17 protein-coding genes are annotated in these 19319 nt (G+C 64.5%); 7 read left to right on the top strand and 10 right to left on the bottom strand.

Annotated features, from left to right (window positions below; genetic code table 11):
- On the bottom strand, window positions 1–1205 hold a 1205-nt coding region (locus ACVILL_RS40500; protein WP_456734127.1), incomplete at its 3' end, for a hypothetical protein.
- Between the two features lie 551 nt (window positions 1206–1756).
- Here ACVILL_RS40500 and ACVILL_RS40495 point away from each other — a divergent pair.
- Genes ACVILL_RS40495 through ACVILL_RS40485 form a run of 3 tightly spaced genes read left to right on the top strand, consistent with a single transcriptional unit; the run spans window position 1757 to window position 4398 of the window.
- The gene (locus ACVILL_RS40495) at window positions 1757–2818 is read left to right on the top strand and encodes a Gfo/Idh/MocA family protein (protein ID WP_456734126.1); all 1062 of its coding nucleotides are present in this window, start codon (window positions 1757–1759) and stop codon (window positions 2816–2818) included.
- On the top strand, window positions 2815–3282 hold the full coding sequence (locus ACVILL_RS40490; RefSeq protein ID WP_456734125.1) for an acyltransferase: 468 nt from the start codon (window positions 2815–2817) through the stop codon (window positions 3280–3282). The genes ACVILL_RS40495 and ACVILL_RS40490 overlap by 4 nt, the downstream gene beginning before the upstream one ends.
- 18 nt (window positions 3283–3300) lie before the next feature.
- Complete coding sequence (locus ACVILL_RS40485) at window positions 3301–4398, top strand: DegT/DnrJ/EryC1/StrS family aminotransferase (RefSeq protein WP_456734124.1); 1098 nt, start codon at window positions 3301–3303, stop codon at window positions 4396–4398.
- Window positions 4399–4431: 33 nt separating this feature from the next.
- Here the strand turns inward: ACVILL_RS40485 and ACVILL_RS40480 are convergent, their stop codons facing one another.
- Together ACVILL_RS40480 and ACVILL_RS40475 are read right to left on the bottom strand one after the other, a co-directional pair.
- On the bottom strand, window positions 4432–4956 hold the full coding sequence (locus ACVILL_RS40480) for an HAD-IIIA family hydrolase (RefSeq protein WP_456734123.1): 525 nt from the start codon (window positions 4954–4956) through the stop codon (window positions 4432–4434).
- An 87-nt stretch (window positions 4957–5043) separates the two neighbouring features.
- Window positions 5044–6267, bottom strand: a complete 1224-nt coding sequence (locus ACVILL_RS40475; RefSeq protein ID WP_456734122.1) for a phenylacetate--CoA ligase family protein — start codon at window positions 6265–6267, stop codon at window positions 5044–5046.
- A 125-nt stretch (window positions 6268–6392) separates the two neighbouring features.
- Between ACVILL_RS40475 and ACVILL_RS40470 the strand changes: the two genes are divergently transcribed.
- Window positions 6393–7544 carry an AGE family epimerase/isomerase gene (locus tag ACVILL_RS40470; RefSeq protein WP_456734121.1) on the top strand — a complete coding sequence of 384 codons (1152 nt, stop codon included), beginning with the start codon at window positions 6393–6395 and terminating at the stop codon, window positions 7542–7544.
- 74 nt (window positions 7545–7618) lie between these two features.
- On the opposite strand, the gene ACVILL_RS40465 is transcribed toward ACVILL_RS40470, so the two are convergent.
- The 6 genes from ACVILL_RS40465 to ACVILL_RS40440 all read right to left on the bottom strand — a co-directional run bounded on the left by ACVILL_RS40465 (window position 7619) and on the right by ACVILL_RS40440 (window position 14902).
- Window positions 7619–8458: an ABC transporter ATP-binding protein gene (locus tag ACVILL_RS40465; RefSeq protein ID WP_456734120.1), complete on the bottom strand. Its 840-nt coding sequence runs from the start codon at window positions 8456–8458 to the stop codon at window positions 7619–7621.
- A gap of 130 nt (window positions 8459–8588) precedes the next feature.
- Window positions 8589–9872, bottom strand: coding sequence for an ABC transporter substrate-binding protein (locus ACVILL_RS40460; RefSeq protein ID WP_456734119.1), 1284 nt, complete (start codon window positions 9870–9872; stop codon window positions 8589–8591).
- A 59-nt stretch (window positions 9873–9931) separates the two neighbouring features.
- On the bottom strand, window positions 9932–11005 hold the full coding sequence (locus ACVILL_RS40455; RefSeq protein WP_456734118.1) for a branched-chain amino acid ABC transporter permease: 1074 nt from the start codon (window positions 11003–11005) through the stop codon (window positions 9932–9934).
- A 3-nt stretch (window positions 11006–11008) separates the two neighbouring features.
- A complete protein-coding gene (locus ACVILL_RS40450) occupies window positions 11009–11902 on the bottom strand; it encodes a branched-chain amino acid ABC transporter permease (RefSeq protein ID WP_456734117.1) in 894 nt (297 codons plus the stop codon).
- A 253-nt stretch (window positions 11903–12155) separates the two neighbouring features.
- A complete protein-coding gene (locus ACVILL_RS40445; protein WP_456734116.1) occupies window positions 12156–14084 on the bottom strand; it encodes an AMP-binding protein in 1929 nt (642 codons plus the stop codon).
- The gene (locus tag ACVILL_RS40440; RefSeq protein WP_456734115.1) at window positions 14081–14902 is read right to left on the bottom strand and encodes an ABC transporter ATP-binding protein; all 822 of its coding nucleotides are present in this window, start codon (window positions 14900–14902) and stop codon (window positions 14081–14083) included. The genes ACVILL_RS40445 and ACVILL_RS40440 overlap by 4 nt, the downstream gene beginning before the upstream one ends.
- 391 nt (window positions 14903–15293) lie before the next feature.
- Here ACVILL_RS40440 and ACVILL_RS40435 point away from each other — a divergent pair, with 391 nt between their 5' ends.
- The 3 genes from ACVILL_RS40435 to fcl all read left to right on the top strand — a co-directional run bounded on the left by ACVILL_RS40435 (window position 15294) and on the right by fcl (window position 18237).
- Window positions 15294–15968: a Crp/Fnr family transcriptional regulator gene (locus tag ACVILL_RS40435; RefSeq protein ID WP_456734114.1), complete on the top strand. Its 675-nt coding sequence runs from the start codon at window positions 15294–15296 to the stop codon at window positions 15966–15968.
- A 231-nt stretch (window positions 15969–16199) separates the two neighbouring features.
- On the top strand, window positions 16200–17300 hold the full coding sequence (gene gmd, locus ACVILL_RS40430) for a GDP-mannose 4,6-dehydratase (RefSeq protein ID WP_456734113.1): 1101 nt from the start codon (window positions 16200–16202) through the stop codon (window positions 17298–17300).
- Window positions 17281–18237: a GDP-L-fucose synthase gene (gene fcl / locus ACVILL_RS40425; RefSeq protein ID WP_456734112.1), complete on the top strand. Its 957-nt coding sequence runs from the start codon at window positions 17281–17283 to the stop codon at window positions 18235–18237. Before gmd ends, fcl begins: the two co-directional genes overlap by 20 nt.
- Before the next feature lie 145 nt (window positions 18238–18382).
- Here the strand turns inward: fcl and ACVILL_RS40420 are convergent, their stop codons facing one another.
- Window positions 18383–19225 (bottom strand): uroporphyrinogen-III synthase, encoded by an 843-nt coding sequence (locus ACVILL_RS40420; protein WP_456734111.1) that lies wholly within the window; start codon window positions 19223–19225, stop codon window positions 18383–18385.
- Window positions 19226–19319: the final 94 nt, after the last annotated feature.

The raw sequence follows: 19319 nt of genomic DNA, 5'->3' as shown, positions 1-19319 counted from the left end.
TGGGGGAGAAGTCCGGCGGACAGCAGCACAAATCGCGACGGCAGGCCGGCCGACAGGCGATTGCCGAGAGCAATGATCAGGCCGCAGCCGAGCGCGGAGATCGGAGCAAGCACGAGGCCGACCGACGCGATCCCCTCGGTGGCAAACAGCGAAGCATTGAAGGCGCCGAGATCGTAGGACTTGGCCATGACGGCCCATATCGGCTCGTCGTAGGCGCATGCAACCACGTGCTTCATCACGTTGATCTGGCAGAAATGGGTCAGCGGATGCGCCGAGAAGTAGTTGTTGTAGACTTCAAGGGCGAGCGACGGGATCGCGACCATTCTGGTGTTGACGGTGCCGAAATAGACCAGGCCGGGGTTGAGTGGAAACACGTTGGCCTTGACCAGGAAGAACAGGATCGCGCCGATCAGGACGGGCAGGAAAAACGACAGGATCGTTGCAACCCTGGCCTCGGCCAGCTTGCAGATGAGCGCCAGAAACAGCAGCCAGACCGGCGCAAACAGCGCCATCTTGGTCAGCATGATCGGGTAGAACAGGACCATTAGAAGCAGCGCGATCCCGGCCTGCCAGATGCGCTTGCTGGCGACGAAACAGGCAAAGGCGAACGGCAGCAGGGCGTTCGAGGCGATCCAGACGGCGTATCGCAAGGAGGCGGGCAACGCGACCTCCGCGCGATATTTGTACATCTCCGTGAGGTCGACCAGCTTGAGGTTGTAGAGCGAGCCGATGCCGATGATTGCGGCTGAGGCGATCAGGATGACCGATGGCATCATGTGAAAAGCGCGTGCCGGCATCACTGCGATCTGCCGCACTGGCGCGGTGACGAACAGCGCAGGTGTCAGGAATGCAAAGGCCGAAAGCACGATCGAGGCCAGCGCCAGGCGGTGATCGTAATCGAGGAGCGAAAACTCGATGAGCCAGAGATATCCCAGGACCATGATGTAGAAGTAGAAGCCGACGAGATAGCCAAAGCTGAAGCGGCCGACTGCGAACAGGAGCACGACCGGGCTGAACGCCACGACGTTCAGAATTGCGGCCGCCAGGTGCGACTTGTCGAAGCCGATGACACCCGGGAAGGAATTGGTGATCGTGATGCAGTACAGCGAAACGGCGCAAACCACGACGTGGGCATAGGCCAGCAGGGCAAGTCTGCCCTGGCGCCAACCGAAACCGGGCTCCAGCTGAATAACGCGATCGTTCATTGTCGTTTACCGCCGTCTCTGGCTATGCGTTCGGACGTCTCGTTGGTGGTTATCGTATTCGGCAGACGAAGCCCACGCGATCGCCAACGATGCCGCCTCTTGGACCCAGGGACATGGCACGGCATTGGTACGCCGACAAGAATTGCGCCGGTGTTCTCATTCTATTATCCCTGTCCAATAACGCAAATGCAGCCTGCTGCCCCGGCGCATCCGAGCATGGCGAGGGCTCGGGCTTCGGGAACGAATGCCCAGGCCGGAGTGTCCTTACGCCGAGGCCGCGCCAGCGATCTTGGTTTCTCGTTCAGGGCAGCATGGCTTGCGCGATGGCAGCCGATGGATCGTCCCGGTCCGTCGGCTGCCGTGATCGGGCAGTGCGGTCGCGCCGGGCAACAGAGCTGCCGCGGGCCATACTGCCCGATCGGTGCATGGCCTTGCCTTATCCCGAGTTTTCCGGGTAATGGATCGCTATCGTGCGGCTCGCAAGGCCGCTTGTTCCCTCGACTTTTTGGCTGGCCGCAAGGGCTGGCCACGCGACAAGACAGGGCCTGTGCATGATCAGATTTGGCCTGCTCGGATGCGGGCGCATCGCCAAGCGTCATTCCGATCTCCTGGGTGGCAATCACATCGCGGGAGCGAGCCTGGTTGCGGTCTGCGATCCGATTCGCGCGCGCGCTGATGCGGTCGCGGGGAAGTTCGGTGTTGCGGCCCATTACGACATGGACGAGTTCCTGGCACGCAAGGACATCGACGCTGTTGCCGTGCTGACGCCGAGCGGGCTGCATCCCGCGCACGTGATCGCCTGCGCCAAAGCCGGCAAGCACGTCGTGGTCGAGAAACCGATGGCGCTGCGCCTGCAGGACGCCGACGACATGATCCGGGCCTGCGATCAGGCCGGCGTCAAGATGTTCATCGTCAAGCAGAACCGCTTCAACGTGCCGGTGGTCAAGGCGCGCGAGGCGCTCGATGCCGGCCGCTTCGGCAAGCTCATCCTGGGGACGGTCCGGGTGCGTTGGTGCCGCGACCAGGCCTATTACGACCAGGACGATTGGCGCGGCACCTGGGCCTATGACGGAGGCGTGCTGACCAACCAGGCGAGCCACCATGTCGACATGCTGGAGTGGTTCTTCGGCGACGTCGTGAGCGTGCATGCGCGGGCGACGACGGCGCTGGCCAACATCGAAACCGAGGATACGGCCGTCGCAACCCTGAAGTTCCGCAACGGCGCGCTCGGGATCATCGAGGCGACTACCGCGGCGCGGCCGACCGATCTCGAGGGCTCGCTGTCGGTCCTGGGCGAAAGGGGCACGGTCGAGATCTCCGGTTTCGCGGTCAACCAGATCCGGCACTGGCGTTTTGTCGACGAACTGCCGTCGGACAAGGACGTCGTGGAGAAGTTCTCGGTCAACCCGCCCAACGTCTACGGCTTTGGCCATCAGGCCTACTACCATCACGTGGTTGATTGCCTGGAGAACCAGATCGCGGCGCTGGTCGACGGACTCGAGGGGCGCAAGAGCCTGGAGCTGATCTCGGCGCTCTATGAGTCGATCGAGACCGGCGAGGAAGTGGCGCTACGCTTCACGCCGCGGCTGAGCCGGCTGGGTGTCGTTTCGTGAATCGGCCGGAAGTGCATCAGGCCAGCGTGCGCGATGTCGCGTTCGGCGAACGGGTCAAGATCGTCGAGCCCTGCAATCTCTATGGCTGCACGCTCGGCGACGATTGCTTCGTCGGCCCGTTCACCGAAATCCAGAAGGGCGTGGTGGTCGGCGCACGCACCCGCGTGCAGTCGCATGCCTTCGTCTGCGAGCTCGTTACCATCGGCGAAGACTGCTTCGTCGGCCACGGCGTGATGTTCGTCAACGACACGTTCTCCACCGGCGGCCCGGCGCGCGGACGCAAGGAGCTGTGGCGCGAGACCGTGATCGGCAACCGGGTCTCGATCGGCTCCAACGCCACCATCATGCCGGTCAGGATCGCCGACGACGTCGTCATCGGCGCAGGATCGGTGGTGACCAAGGATATCACGATATCAGGCACCTATGCCGGCAACCCGGCGCGCCGGCTGCTGGCGAGCCAATAGGGCAACAGGGGACTTTCGATGGCTGTGCCGTATGCCGACCTGCAACTGCAATACCAGTCCATCAAGAGCGAGATCGACGCTGCGATTACCGGTGTGATCCGCGACAACGCCTTCATCCGCGGCAGCTATGTCGATACCTTCGAGCGCGAATTCGCCGCGGCTGCGGAGGTCGCGCATTGCGTATCCTGCGCCAATGGCACCGATGCGCTCTACCTCGCCATGCGCGCGCTCAAGGTGCGGCCCGGCGACGAGGTGATCACGACGGCGCATTCCTGGATCTCGACCGCGGCGATGATCACCCATTCTGGCGCCACCGTCGTGTTCTGCGACACCGACGACGCGACGTTCACGATCGATCCCGCTGCGATCGAGGCGGCGATCACGCCGCGTACGGTCGGCATCATCCCGGTGCATCTGTACGGCCAGCCCGCCGACATGGACGCGATCATGGCGATCGCGCAGAAGCACAAGCTCTGGGTGATCGAGGATTGCGCCCAGGCCCATCTCGCGCGCTACAAGGGCCGCATGGTCGGCACGTTCGGCGAGGCGGCGACCTATTCATTCTATCCCGGCAAGAATCTCGGCGCGATGGGCGACGCCGGCGCGGTCGTCACCAACGATGCGGCGCTCGCGCAGCAGATGGCGATGCTGGCGCGCCATGGCGGGCTGGTGAAGCACCAGCACCATATCGAGGGTATCAACAGCCGGCTCGACGGCATGCAGGCCGCGATCCTTTCAGCGAAGCTGCCGCATCTCGAAGCGTGGACCGAAGCCCGCCAGGCCGCCGCCGAGGTCTATGATGCCGGCCTCAACCAGATCGAGGATGTCGTGGTGCCCGAGGTCGCGCCGGCGCGCAGCCACGTCTATCACCTCTACACGATCAGGCATCCGCGCCGCGACGCGCTCGCCGCCCATCTCAATGCCAATGGAGTGCAGACTGCGATCAATTATCCCACGGCGCTGCCGTTCCTGCCGGCCTATGCGCGGTTCAACCACCGGCCGGAACAATTCCCCAACGCGCATCGCGATCAGGGCCGGATTCTCTCGCTGCCGATGTTCGCCGAGATCACGCGCGAGCAGCAGGACGAGGTGATCGACCTGGTTCGGAAGTTCTGATCGCGATCCCGGCCTCGCGCCCAAGCGCGGGGCTCAGCTTCGCTGCAGCAGAGGCTTCAGGAACAGCTCCAGATTGGGGCCCGAGAACAGGTGACCCTTCAGGCCCGCGGCGCGCGCGGCCTCGAGATCGGTCGGCTGGTCGCCGATAAGAAAGCTTCGCTCAACGTCGACCGGGAAACGCTCCAGCAGGTCATTGATCATGCCCGGCGAGGGTTTGCGGCGGTGGCTGACCTGCCGATATCGCTCCACGGTCCCTTCAGGATGGAACGGGCAGTATTCGAAGGCGTCGATATGCGCGCCGATCCTGCCGAGCTCAGCGGCCATCCAGTCGTGGAGCTGCTGGACGTGCGTCTCCTCATAGAGGCCTCGCGCAACGCCAGACTGGTTGGTGACGACAAACGCGAAATAGCCCATGTCGTTGACGGCCTTCACGGCCTCGCGCGCGCCGTCGATCCAGATCAGCCGGTGGCTTTCGAACAGGTAACCGATGTCCCTGTTCAGGACGCCATCCCGATCGAAGAACACCGCCGGCCTTCGATCTCCCGGTGCGCTGCTCATCCGTTCGTCTCCATGCGGCATAAGCCAGCTCATTAGTTCAGAACGCCGCGTGCGACAAATGCGGGATGACCACGCCCCGGGTGGTCGCTATCGCTCGTCCGCAATCACCTTGCCGTCGTTCGGCAGCGAGCCCGCACCGACCAGCTCGACGGTGCCGCCGAGTTTTGTCACGGCGCGCAACGTCGCCGCAACCTCGTCCTGCAGCGGATGCGGCGCCGAAGCACATTCGGCGCGCAGCGTCATCGCGTCAGCCTCGCCGGCGCGCGTGACCACCAGACGCAGCCGGCCGAGCTCGGGATGGCGCTTGCCGATTTCCGCGATCTGCTCGGGGCGCACGAACATGCCCTTCACCTTGGTGGTCTGGTCGGCGCGGCCCATCCAGCCCTTGATGCGCATGTTGGTACGTCCGCATCGGCTTGCACCGGGCAGGGCGGCGGTCAGGTCGCCGAGCGCGAGGCGAATCCAGGGATGATGCGGATCGAGCGAGGTCACCACGATCTCGCCGACGTCACCGGGCGCGACGGGATCGCCGGTGCCGGGCTTGACGATCTCCAGGATCAAGTCCTCGTTGACGGTCATGCCTTCGCGCGCCGGGGTCTCGAACGCGATCAGGCCGAGATCGGCGGTCCCGAACGCCTGGTAGGCCTCGACGCCGCTTGACTTCATCTCCTCCTGCAGCGATTTCGGAAAAGCCGCCCCCGAGACCAAAGCGCGCTTGATCGAGGACACGTCGCGGCCGGTGGCGGTCGCCGCGTCGAGCAGGATCTTGAGGAAGTCCGGGGTGCCGCTATAGCCGACCGGGCGATAGGCCTCGATCAGCTCGAATTGCTGCTCGGTGTTGCCCGGGCCCGCCGGGATCACGGCGCAGCCCAGCGCCCGCGCGGAGGCATCGAAGATGAAGCCGCCGGGGGTGAGGTGATAGCTGAAGGTGTTCAGCACCACGTCCCCCTCGCGAAAGCCCGCCGCAAACAGCGCCCGCGCGCCGCGCCAGGGGTCCGCCTGGCGGCCCTCGGGCTCGAAGATCGGTCCGGGCGAGGTGAACAGCCGGGCGAACGTACCGGGCTTGCCGGCGACGAAGCCGCCGAACGGCGGCGCGGCCTTGTGCAGGGCCGGCAGTTCCGATTTGCGCAGCACCGGCAGCTCCGCCAGCGCCTCCCGGCTGGTGATGGACGCGGGATCGATGCCCCGCAGCAGGTTGGCATAGGCGGGCGCCGCCATCGCCTTGCGCAGCACGTCCGGCAGCCGGGCGAACAATGCGGCCTCGCGCTCGGCCGGATCGCGCGTTTCAAGGGCGTCGTAATGCTCGGTCATGGCGGGTCCTTGAATGACATGTCCTTGACTGACAGGTCCTTGGGAGGATTTGCGCAGGTTGCGTGCCGATCTGCCCGTGCTATCAGACGGTGACCGCTGACATTGGGACGGTTCCAGGAAGCACGATGGCTGAAGCAGAGAGCGTTGCGGCGGACGGGGCCGCCGACATCGTTGCAAGGTTGAAGCGCCGCATCATCGACCATGCGCTGCCGCTGTGGTCGACCACAGGCTGGGACAGCGCGGCCGGCGGCTTCATCGACCGGTTGCATCAGGATGGGACAGCCGATCATGCGGCTCCGCGCCGGGTCTTCGTGCAGGCCCGCCAGATCTATTGCTACGCCAAGGCGGCCCAGATGGGCTGGTATCCCGAAGGCCGCGCGATCGCGCTGAAGGGGCTTGAATACCTGCTGGCCAAGGCCAGGGCGCCGGATGGTCGTCCCGGCTTCGTCTACAGCCTGACGGCGGAAGGCGGCGTGCTCGATCCGCTGCGCGACACCTACGGCCACGCCTTCGTGCTGCTCGCGCTGGCGACCGTCTACGGCCTCGACCAGGACGCCCAGATCCGCGCCGAGATCGACGCGCTGCTGGCGTTCCTCGACGCGCAACTGCGTTCGCCCCATGGCGGCTTCCAGGAAGGCCTGCCGCCGTCGATGCCGCGCCGGCAGAACCCGCAGATGCATCTGTTCGAGGCGATGATCGCCTGCTTCGACGCGACGCACGATCTGTCGTTCCAGAACCGCGCCGGCGACTTCTTCGCGCTGTTCCTCGCCAACCTCTACGACAAGCAGACGCGCACGCTCGGCGAATATTTCGAGGAGGACTGGTCGAAGATCCCGCCGGTCAGCGTCGAGCCCGGGCACCTCGCCGAATGGGTCTGGCTGCTGAAGGGATTTGAGCGCATCACCGGCTGCCCGACAGGGCGCCCGCGCGGCGAGCTGCTGGCATCGGCGCTGCGCTACCGCGACGCCGCCACCGGCTGCCTGATCGACGAGGGCGACGCCGCGGGCAATATCCGCCGCCACACCAGACGGCTGTGGCCGCAGAGCGAACTGGCGAAGGCCTGGATCGCGCAGGCCGAGTCGGGCGAAGCCGGCGCCGCGGATCACGCGCGCGGGGCGCTCGTGCTGCTGGAGCGGCACTATCTCAGCCATCCCGTAACCGGCGGCTGGTACGATCAGTTCGACCCCGATGGCACTTCGTTGGTCGCCACGATCCCGGCGTCGTCGTTCTATCATGTGCTCTGTGCGGTCACTGAAGCCGAGCGGGTGCTCGGCTAGAACGGCCTTGCTGGTCTGATGCGCTTTCTGCACGCGAACCGGTCCTCAACTCCGCCCGAAAACGCTCGATATCCTCAGAGCCAGCGCTTGCGCCGCTTGAAGCTTTTCAAATTCTTGAAGCTCTTGCGCTGGTCGCCGGCGCCGCCGAGGTAGAATTCCTTGACGTCCTCGTTGTCGCGCAACTCGTCGGCGGAGCCGTCGAGCACCACCTTGCCCTGTTCCATGATGTAGCCATGGCTCGCGACCGAAAGCGCCGCGCGCGCGTTCTGCTCGACCAGGAGGATCGTGACGCCGAGATCGCGGTTGATCTCCTTGATGATCGCGAACACTTCCTTGACCAGCAGCGGCGACAGCCCCATCGACGGCTCGTCCATCAGGATCATCTTCGGTCGCGCCATCAGCGCGCGGCCGATCGCGAGCATCTGCTGTTCGCCGCCGGAGAGATAGCCGGCGAGGCCGGTGCGCTCCTTCAGGCGCGGGAAATACTTGAACACCATGTCGATATCGGCCGAGACCTCGCCGTCGCGCCGGGTAAAGGCGCCGAGCCGCAAATTCTCCAGCGACGTCATGTCGGCGACGATGCGGCGGCCCTCCATCACCTGGAAGATGCCGCGGCGGACGATCTTGTCCGGATCGATACCGTCGATGCGCTGGCCCTCGAACAGGATCTCGCCGCGGGTGACTTCGCCATCCTCGGTCTTCAGCAGGCCGGAGATCGCCTTCAGCGTGGTCGACTTGCCGGCGCCGTTGGCGCCGAGCAGCGCCACGATCGCGCCCTTCGGCACCTCGAGGCTGAGGCCGCGCAGCACCAGGATGACGTCGTCATAGACGACCTCGATGTTGTTGATGCTGAGCAGCGGCGGCGGCGGGACGGCCGTCGGCCCGGGGCGGGTGGCTTCGAGGGTTTCGTTCATGGTCTGTGTTACCCTTCGATGTCATTGCCGGGCTTGACCCGGCAATCCATCGATCGGAAGACGCTTTGTCTTGATGGATGCGCGGGTCGAGCCCGCGCATGACGATTGGTGGACGCGATCGGCTGCTACCTCACCAGCCAAACCATTCCGGCTTGCGCGGGAGTTCGACGGTCTTCACCTTCTCGAGCTTGATCGTGCCCTTGCCCATCAGGTCGTTGATGTCGCCGTCGGTCGCGCCCGAGATTTTTGAGCGATAGAGATCGACCTTCGTCGTCGGGCGATGATCCTTCTCGGTCCAGGTCGAGGGATTGCAGACCCCGTCCATGCCGGCCGGCACCCAATCCTTCTTCTGGTAGAAGCCCTTGGCGACGTTCTCGCCGGTGGCGCCGCCATTCTTGGCGGCCCAGTCCAGCGCTTCCTTCAGATAGAGCGCGCTGCAGACCGCGGCGATGTAGTGCACCGGCCGATAGACCTTGCCCGACGGGTCGGACATCTTTGAGATTTCCATCACCGTCTTCATGCCGGGCGCGTTGCCGCCCCAGCTGACCGCGGTGCGCAACGGGAAGATCACGCCGTCGGCGGCATCGCCCGCGGTCTTGGCGGCATTCTCGTCCATGCCCCAGACATTGCCGAGGAACTGGACGTCGACGCCGGCGGTCTTGCAGGCTTTCAGCACGGAGATGTTGGAAGCCGCAGTATTGCCGAGATAGGCGTAGTTGGCACCGGAGCTCTTCAGGCTCAGGCACTGCGCCGAGTAGTCACCGGGGGTGAGTGCGAAGACGAGCGGTGGCAGCACCTCAAAGCCCAGCTCGGTCGCGAGCGCCTCGCCGGCGGCCTTCGGCGCGTTCGGGTAGGGGTGGTTGGCGCCCATATGGACGAATTTGGGCTTGCCGGGCTTGCCCTTGGCTTTCCAGTCCTCAGCGGCCCAGGTCAGCATCGCGCGCATTGCGTCCGAATAGCTCGGGCCATAGAAGAAATTGTACGGCGCGGGCTTGGCCTTGCCGCTGGTGCCCTCGGGATCGGTCAGCGCGGCAGCGTAGGAACCCGAGATGTCCGGGATCTTGTCCTGCGCAAGGAAGCCGGTCAGCGCTTCGGTATCCGCGGTGCCCCAGCCCATGATCGCCGCGACCTTGCCGTCCGGTGCGGACCACTTCTTGTACAGTGCGATCGCGCGCGGCACCTGGTAGCCATAGTCGTTGCTGTCGACGTTGAGCTGCTTGCCGCCGACGCCGCCGTTCTTGTTGACCCAGGCGAAGGTATCGGCAACGCCCTGGCCATAGGGCGTGCCGACGTCGGACGTGCCGCCGGAGAGGTCTTGCAGATGGCCGATGGCGATCTGCGCCTGTGCGGTGGTAGCAGCGCCGCCGATCAGCAGCGCGACGGAGACCGAGCTCAAAAGGGATCTAATCGTCATTTTGGTTTCCTCCTGCTTATTCGTTGAACCGAATTTTGAATTGTGTTCCGTGCCTTGCCTCAATGCGAGAACGGATAGAGCTTCCAGTAGGCCTTGATCTGCCGCCAGCGATGCGCGAGCCCGTCCGGCTCGAACATCAAGAAGCCGATGATGATCAGGCCGATCGCGATCTCGCGCAGGAAGGTGATGTTGTTGTTGAGCTGCAGCGCCTTGTCGATGGCGCCGCCTTTCAGCCACGCGCTCAGCCATTCCATCGATTCCGGCAGCAGCACCACGAAGGCCGTGCCCATCAGCGTGCCCATCACGGAGCCGGTCCCGCCGATGATGACCATCGCGAGGAACAGCACCGAGCGCTCGATGCCGAAGCCCTCCTGGGAGACCACGAGCTGATAATGCGCGTAGAGCGCGCCGGCGATGCCGGCAAAGAAGGCGGCAAGTCCGAACGACAGCGTCCGATACTTGGTGAGGTTGATGCCCATGATCTCGGCGGAGAGATAGTGGTCGCGGATCGCGACCAGCGCGCGGCCGTCGCGGGTGCGCATCAGGTTGGTGACCAGCAGATAGCTGACCACCATGTAGGCCAGCACGACGTAGAAATACTGCCGGTCGCCGCGCAGGGTGTAGCCGAAGATCGAGAACGGATTGGCGCTGGCCGGCACCGAGCCGCCCGAGAACCATTCGGCGCGCGAGAAGAAGTCGAGCAGGATGTACTGCGCGGCAAGCGTTGCGATCACGAGGTAGAGCCCCTTCAGCCGCGCCGCCGGCACGCCGAAGATCAGGCCGACCAGCGCAGTGATCACGCCGGCGAGGGGGATCGCGAAGAATACCGGGATCGGCGCGTTGTTGGAGATGTAGGCCGAGGTAAAGGCGCCGAACAGGAAGAACGCGGCGTGGCCGATCGAGATCTGGCCGGTGAAGCCGACCAGGACGTTGAGGCCGAGCGCTGCGATCGCGAAGATGCCGATCTGGATCGCGATGCTGAGCAAATAATTCGACAGCAGCATCGGCGCGAAGCAGGCCAGTGCGACACCCAGAATCGCGAAATTGCGGCTGGTCGCGGTCGGGAAGATCGTGGTGTCGGCCGCGTAGCTGGTGCGGAAATCGCCGGACGGAATCAGGGTGCTGGTTGCCATTGATCAGATCCGCTCAATGTCCTTGGTGCCGAACAAGCCGTACGGCTTGATCATCAGGATGATGATCAGCACGTAGAACGGCGCGATCTCGTAGAGATTGCCCCAGTGCAGATACTGGCTGTCGACATATTGGGCGACGTTTTCCAGCAGTCCGATGATGATGCCGCCGAGCACCGCGCCGCCGACCGAGTCGAGGCCGCCGAGGATCGCGGCCGGAAACACCTTGATGCCGTAGGCGGAGAGGCCGGACGACACGCCGTTGACCACGGCGACCACGACGCCGGCGACCGCCGAGACCGTGGCCGAGATCGCCCATGCCATCGCGAACACGCTTTTCACGGAGATGCCGAGCGACTGCGCGACCTGCTGGTTGAAGGCGGTGGCGCGCATCGCCAGGCCGTATTTGGAGGCGCGGAAGAACCAGGCCATGCCGACCATCATGGCGAGCGACACCACGAGGCTCATGACATAGACGGTCTGGATCTGCAGCCCGAACAGGCTGACCGACTGGCTCTGGAACACGCGCGGGAACGGCTGCGGGTTGACGCCGAAGATCCACTTCAGCGCGGCCTGGAACACGGTGGAGAGGCCGATCGTCACCATGATCACCGAGATGATCGGCTCGCCGATCATCGGCCGCAGGATCACGACCTGGATCGCGATGCCGAAGATGAACATGAACACGAGCGTGATCGGCATGCCGATCCAGAACGGCACCTGGTACTTCGTCAGCAGCGCCCAGCACACCCAGGCGCCGACCAGGAGCAATTCGCCCTGCGCGAAGTTCACGACCTGAGTCGCCTTGTAGATCAGCACGAACGACATCGCGACCACGCCATAGAGCGTGCCGACCACGAAGCCGTTGACGATCAGCTGAATCAGGAACTGGGTGTTCATGGGGTACGGTAGCTCCGGACGGCGACGCCAGCACCCTCTCCCCCTGTGGGAGAGGGTGGCTTTGCCACCGGGTCGGCGCGAAGCGCCGCCCGATGATAAACTCCGCGAAGCCGGGTGAGGGGTTGTCTCCGCATCGGGATCGCTGAGAGAGGACCCCTCACCGAAGCGAGGTTCTGTCGACCGGCGGTGTAGCCCTCTCCCACAAGGGGAGAGGGCGCATTCATTCGCACCGCGCGTCGTTCTCGCAATTCGGTCATTCCGCGGCCTCCGCGATCGCGGCGCGGCCGAGATCGACGACCTCGAGCGTGGTGCGGACGCGCTGCGTGGTGCCGTCCTGGAAGCGGATCACGGTGTCGACGGGGATCTTGGCCTTGCCGCGATAGATCGCGTCGATGATGTCGGCGTATTTCTCGTTGATGACGCCGCGGCGCACCTTCCGGGTCCGGGTCAATTCGCCGTCGTCGGCATCGAGCTCCTTGTAGAGCAGCAGGAAGCGCGAGATGCGTTGCGCCGGCGGCAGCGTGGCGTTGACCGTCTCGACCTCTTTCTTCAACAGCGCGTAGACCTCGGGCCGCGAGGACAGGTCGGTATAGGTCGTGAACGAAAGCCGGTTCTTCTCCGCCCATTTCGAGATGATCGAGTAGCGGATGCAGATCATCGCGGCGAGCGCGTCGCGGCCGGCGCCGAGCACGACGGCTTCGGCTACATAGGGCGAGAACTTCAGCTTGTTCTCGATATATTGCGGCGAGAAGCGTTCGCCGCGCGAGGTCTCGGCGAGATCCTTGATGCGGTCGATCACGACAAGCTGCCGGTTGTCGTTGTAATAGCCGGCATCGCCCGAATGCATCCAGCCGTCCTTGATGTCGGCGACCGACGCTTCCGGGTTCTTGTAATAGCCGTGGAACATGTTCGGGTGCCGCACCACGATCTCGCCGACGCCGTTGACGTCGGCATTGTCGATGCGGATCTCGATATTGTCGGCCATCGGCACGCCGGTGGTGTCGGGATCGACCTTGCCTTCGGGGTGCAGCGTGTAGGCGCCGAGCAGCTCGGTCTGGCCGTACAGCGTGCGCAGCGGCACGCCCATCGCCTGGAAGAACTTGAACGTATCCGGCCCGAGCGCTGCGCCGCCGGTCGCCGCCGAGCGCAGCCGGGTGAAGCCGAGCCGGTCGCGCAGCGCGCGGAACAGCAGTTGGTCGGCGAACACCGAGCGCTTGCCCTCGGCGAGCGCCGCAAGGCCGGTCTTCATGCCGAGATCGTAGAGCCGCTGCTTGAACGGCGAGGCGTCCATCACGCTGGCGCGGACGTCGGCCGCGATCGATTCCCAGACCCGCGGCGCGAACAGCACGAAGGTCGGCGCGATTTCGCGGAAGTCGTGCATCATGGTGTCGGGCTCTTCGACGAAGTTGACCTTCATTCGGGAGAGCAGCCCTTTGCCGAGCGCGTAGATCTGTTCCATGATCCAGGGCAGCGGCAGCACCGAGACATATTCGTCGTCCGGCCCCTTCGGATCGAAGGCGAGATAGGTCGCGCAGTGCCGCAGCACGCGCCCGGCCGAGAGCATCGCGAGCTTCGGATTGGCCGTCGTGCCCGAGGTCGTGCAGAGGATCGCGACATCCTCGCCACGCGTGGCGTCGACCAGCCGCTCATATAGCCGGGGCTCGCGCGCGGCGCGATCGCGGCCAAGCGCAACAAGCTTGCTCGCCTCCATCAATCGCGGATCGTCGTATTTCCGCATGCCGCGCGGATCGGAATAGACGATGTGCTTGAGATTGGGTACCCGATCGGCAAGGCCGAGCAGCTTGTCGACCTGTTCCTCGTCCTCGGCGAAGACCAGCTTGGCCTCGCCATAGGTCAGGAGATAAGCGGCTTCCTCGTCCAGCACGTCGCGGTAAAGGCCAAGGCTCATCGCGCCGATCGCGTGGCTCGCAACCTCTGCGGCGACCCAGTCCGGCCGGTTGTCGCCGATGATGCCGATCACGTCGCCGCGGCCTAGCCCGAGCTCTACCATGCCGAGCGCGAAATCATGGGTGCGGGTCTGGTAGTCGTTCCAGGTGAATTCGCGCCACAGCCCGAAGTCCTTCTCGCGCAGCGCGATCTCGCTGCCGTGCTCCTTCGCGTTCAGGCGCAGCATCTTGGGGAAGGTGTCGGCCTGCGCGGCGCGACCGGCATAGTCCATCATGCCGCGCTCTCCCGCACCGCAGGCTTGTCGTCGGGATCGACCAGCGCCTCGTCCTCTTCGCCGAGATAGGCGCGCCTGACGTGGGGATCGGCGAGCACGGTGGCCGGATCGCCCTCGGCGATCTTGCGGCCGAAGTCGAGCACCATGACGCGGTGGGAGATGTCCATCACGACGCCCATGTCGTGCTCGATCATCATCACCGTCATGCCGAACTCTTCGTTGAGATCGACGATGTAGCGCGCCATGTCCTCCTTCTCTTCGAAGTTCATGCCGGCCATCGGCTCGTCGAGCAGGATCAGCTGCGGCTCGAGCGCCATCGCACGGGCGAGCTCGACGCGCTTGCGCAGCCCATAGGGCAGCGTGCCGGCGGTCGCCTTGCGCACAGACTGCAGATCGAGGAAGTCGATGATCTCCTCGACCTTGCGGCGGTGCTCGAGCTCCTCGCGACGCGCGCCGGTCAGCCAGTACAGCGATCCCGTGATGAAGTTGTTCTTCAGCAGGTGATGGCGGCCGACCATGATGTTGTCGAGCACGCTCATATGGTGGAACAGCGCGAGATTCTGGAAGGTCCGGCCGATGCCGAGGCGGGGCCGCGCGTTCGGGGTGAGGCCGGTGATATCCTGGCCGCGATAGAACAGCTGGCCTTCGGTCGGCCGGTAGCGGCCGGAAATGCAGTTGACGATCGAGGTCTTGCCGGCGCCGTTCGGGCCGATGATGGAGAACAGCTCGCCTTCGTTGACGCCGAAGCTCACATCGGTCAGCGCACGGACGCCGCCAAAGCGCAATGAGACTCCGCGCACCTCGAGACTGTTGGCCACCCTGTTCCCTCCAGATACCGGCGCTTTGCGCGCTCTTTATCTTCGCTTCGATCTTACACGTCGATCTTACATGGGCAGCCGGAGGGAGACCATCCGACTAATGAGACCGGCGTCCGGGAGCATCGTTCGCCCCGATCGCCTGCGTCATGCGCGGTAACGCCGCACCCCGTCTGCAAGCCCGGCCCCCCGTTGCCCGCCCGCAGCGATCCATCGAGGAGCTTGCGCGCGGCGTTACGCGAGGTGGCTCTGAATACGAGAAAGCGATAGGTTGAATTGTCATGTGCCCGACAATTGGTCAGGAATTTTCGCTGGCATTCCGGCAAGCGGGTTTCTGACTGGTGCACGGAGTTGCTGCGGTGCAATATCTTTGGGGTGGGATGCCGTCGCTAGAATGATTGCTGCCGATTACCTGAAGCGCATCGCGGCCTGGTCGCGCGAACTGAGCGAGCAAGAAATCGAAATCGCGCGCGCCGGCATTTCCGAGAAGTCGTACCGCGCCAATGAATTCATCTTCATGCGCGGCGACAATTTCCAGTACTGGACCGGCATCGTCACCGGGCTGGCGCGGATGGGTATCGTCTCGCGAGGCGGCAAGGCGGCGAGTTTCGCCGGCCTCACCGCCGGCGCGTGGTTCGGCGAGGGGACCGTGCTCAAGAACGAGGCGCGGCGCTATGACGTAGTCGCGCTGCGCGACACGCGGCTGGCGATGATGGATCGCCGGACCTTCGTCTGGCTGTTCGAGAACAGCGTCGGCTTCAACCGTTTCCTGGTGGGGTCGCTCAATGAGCGGCTCGGCCAGTTCATTGCGCTGCTCGAATATGGCCGCACGCTGGACGCCACCGCGCGGCTGGCGCGCTCGATCGCCTCGCTGTTCAACCCGATTCTCTACCCCGACCTCACCTTGCACCTGGAGATCACCCAGGAGGAGATCGGGGCGCTGTCCGGGATTTCCCGGCAGAATGCCAACCAGTGCCTGAAGCGGCTGGAGCGCGAGGGGCTGTTGCGGCTCGAATATGGCGGGGTGACCATCCTCAACCTCGACCGGCTGCGCCACTACGGGGAGTGACCGGACCCGGAACAAGGGGCGTCCCCTTTTTGAGGCTCTAAAGCGCGATGAGATTCGTCGCGCTTCAGCTTCTTGTTTGGGCATGATCTTTCGGAAAACCGCGTCACACTTTTCCGGATCATGCCTTAAAGTCCTGATTTCAAACGATTAAGCCATTAGACTTGGAGGAGGCCGGATGCTACAGACCGGCCTCGTCGGGACCGCGCGGGTTTCGCGCTCTCTGGAGATGACATGGCGGTTAAGGATTCGGCGGCTCAGGATTCAAAGCGGCGCGTTGCGCTGATCACCGGCGTGACCGGGCAGGACGGCGCGTATCTCGCCGAATATCTGCTCGGCCTCGGTTATACCGTGCACGGGATCAAGCGCCGCTCGTCCTCGTTCAACACCGCACGCGTCGACCATCTCTATCAGGATCCGCATGCCGGCAACGTGCCGTTCCTGATGCACTACGGCGACATGACGGATTCGACCAATCTGATTCGCCTGGTGCAGCAGATCCGGCCGACCGAGATCTACAACCTCGCCGCCCAGAGCCACGTCCAGGTCAGCTTCGAGAGCCCGGAATACACCGCCAACGCCGACGCGATCGGCGTGCTGCGCCTTCTGGAGGCTATCCGTATCCTCGGCATGGAAAAGGAGACGCGGTTCTATCAGGCCTCGACCTCGGAGCTTTACGGGCTTGTGCAGGAGGTGCCACAGAAGGAGACTACGCCGTTCTATCCGCGCTCGCCCTACGGCGTCGCCAAACTGTACGGCTACTGGATCACGGTGAACTACCGTGAGGCCTACGGCATGTTCGCCAGCAACGGCATTCTGTTCAACCATGAGAGCCCGATCCGCGGCGAGACCTTCGTGACGCGGAAGATCACGCGTGCCGTCGCCCGCATCGAGGTCGGCCTCGAGAACAAGCTGTATCTCGGCAATCTCGATGCCAAGCGCGACTGGGGCCATGCCCGCGACTATGTCGAGGGCATGCACAGGATCCTGCAGGTGGACGAGCCTGATGACTTCGTGCTGGCGACCGGCGAGACGCGGTCGGTCCGCGAATTCGTTGAGCTGGCGTTTGCGGAGGTCGGCCGCGGCATCGAATGGCGCGGCAAGGGCGTCGAGGAGGTCGGCGTCGACAAGGCGTCCGGCAAGACCCTGGTGCAGATCGACCCGACGTATTTCCGCCCGACCGAGGTCGATCTTCTGATCGGCGACGCCAGCAAGGCGCGCGCCAAGCTCGGCTGGGCGCCGAAGACTCCGTTTGCGCAACTGGTGAAGGAAATGGTCGCCAGCGATCTCGTCGAGGCCAGGCAGGATGCGGCCAATGGCAAGCACGGCGTTTGAATTGAAGGGCAAGACCGTCTTCGTTGCCGGCCATCGCGGCATGGTCGGCTCGGCGCTGATGCGCCGGCTGGCGCGCGAACAGGCGGATCTCCTGACGGTGTTGCGCAACGAGGTCGACCTGCGCGACCAGGCCGCGGTCAATGCCTGGTTCGCCGCGAAGCGGCCGCAGGCCGTGTTCCTTGCCGCGGCCAAGGTTGGCGGCATCGTCGCCAACAACACGCTGCGCGCCGAATTCCTCTACGACAATCTGGCGATCTCGACCAATTTGATCCAGGCGGCGCACGCCAATGGATGCGAGAAGCTGATGTTCTTCGGCTCGTCCTGCATCTATCCGCGCTTGGCGCCGCAGCCGCTGCGCGAGGATTCGATGCTGACCGGCCCGCTGGAGCCGACCAACGAGCCTTATGCCATCGCCAAGATCGCCGGCATCAAGATGGCCGAGGCCTATCGCAGCCAGTACGGCGCCGATTTCATCAGCGTGATGCCGACCAACCTCTACGGTCCCGGCGACAATTATCATCCCGAATACAGCCACGTCGTCGCCGCGCTGATCCGCCGCTTCCACGAGGCCAAGGTCTCGGGCGCAGGCAACGTCGCGGTGTGGGGCACCGGCACGCCGCGCCGCGAATTCCTCTACGTCGACGACCTCGCCGACGCCTGCATCCATCTGATGAAGACCTATTCCTCGCCGGAACTGGTCAATATCGGCACCGGCGAGGATATCACCATCGCCGAATTCGCCCGCGTGGTCGCGGCCGCTGTCGGCTATCGTGGTGAGATCGGCTTCGACACCTCGCGCCCGGACGGCACGCCGCGCAAGCTGCTCGACGTCGGGCGGCTCGCCAAGCTCGGCTGGCGCGCCACCACCTCGCTCGAGGATGGCATCGCGCTTGCGTACCAGGCCTATCTGAACGAGACCAAGCAGGCGGCGGAGTAGGGGCACAGTTCTCTCCTCGCCGTCATTGCGAGGAGCTCGCGACAAAATTGCAAGCAATTTTGCGCTGAAGCGACGAAGCAATCCATTCTCTCGTTGCGCGGCGATATGGATTGCTTCGCTGCGCTCGCAATGACGGTGGTGGATATTAGCGCGCCGTCGCGCGCGGCGGCGCCTTCGACAGCGCGCTCGCCATCGCCGAGATCAGCGGCTTCATGAAGAACGCATCGTTCGCCGGATAGATGTCGGTGCGCAGGCCATACGTCTGCAACTCGTCCGACACCACGGGCCCGACGGAGGCGATCGGGGTCTGCTGCAGTCCTTCGCGCAACTGCGCCTCGCATCGGTGCGCCTGTGCGACCTCCATCAGGCGGCGAACCTGGCCCGAACTCGTCAACGCGATCGCGTCGATGCGGCCCCGCGCCATCTCCGCGATCGCGGTGACGATGTTGGCGTCGGCGGCCTGCGCGTCGTAGATATAGGGCAGCACCGTATCGACCTCGGCGCCCTGTGCCGTGATCGCACCGATCAGGGTTGCGTGATCCTTGTCCGGGTAGAGCTGCAGCCCGAGCCGGTGGCCAGTCAGGTCGAGCTTCGACAGCATCGCCGCGACGCCTTCCGACGTCGGCTTCTCGGTCGTCATTTGCGGCTCGAGCCCGATCTCGCGCAGCGCCCGGCCGGGCTTGGGACCGCGGGCGAATTTGCGCGTCTTGCCGAGGCTGCCGACAAACTCCGCCTCGACCCCGATCCGCCGCACCACCTTCATCAGCCGGCGCAGGCCTTCGCCGGTCATCAGCACGAGGTCGTCGAGCGGCCGTTCGATGGCGCGGCGGATCCAGGCCTCGATCGGCGTCGGGTCCGGCGCGTCGTGGATCGTGAACATCGGACATTGCAGCACGTCGGCGCCCTGCTCGGCGAGCAGGCGGGAAAACTGTGCCTCCTCGCGCGTCTCGAGGATCAGGATGCGGTAGCCGTTCAGCCGGTCAGCCATGATGGTCCCTAGCAAACATTGTCGTCATTTGTTCGATTTGACCCCCGCGCCGGGATTGGCGCAAGGCCGCCTGCGGTGTAGACGAGGGCCGAAA

It is taken from the genome of Bradyrhizobium sp. USDA 3364 (genome assembly GCF_054056355.1).
The sequence above is the reverse complement of the archived record's forward strand: the minus strand, read 5'-3'. Positions and strand labels throughout refer to the sequence as shown.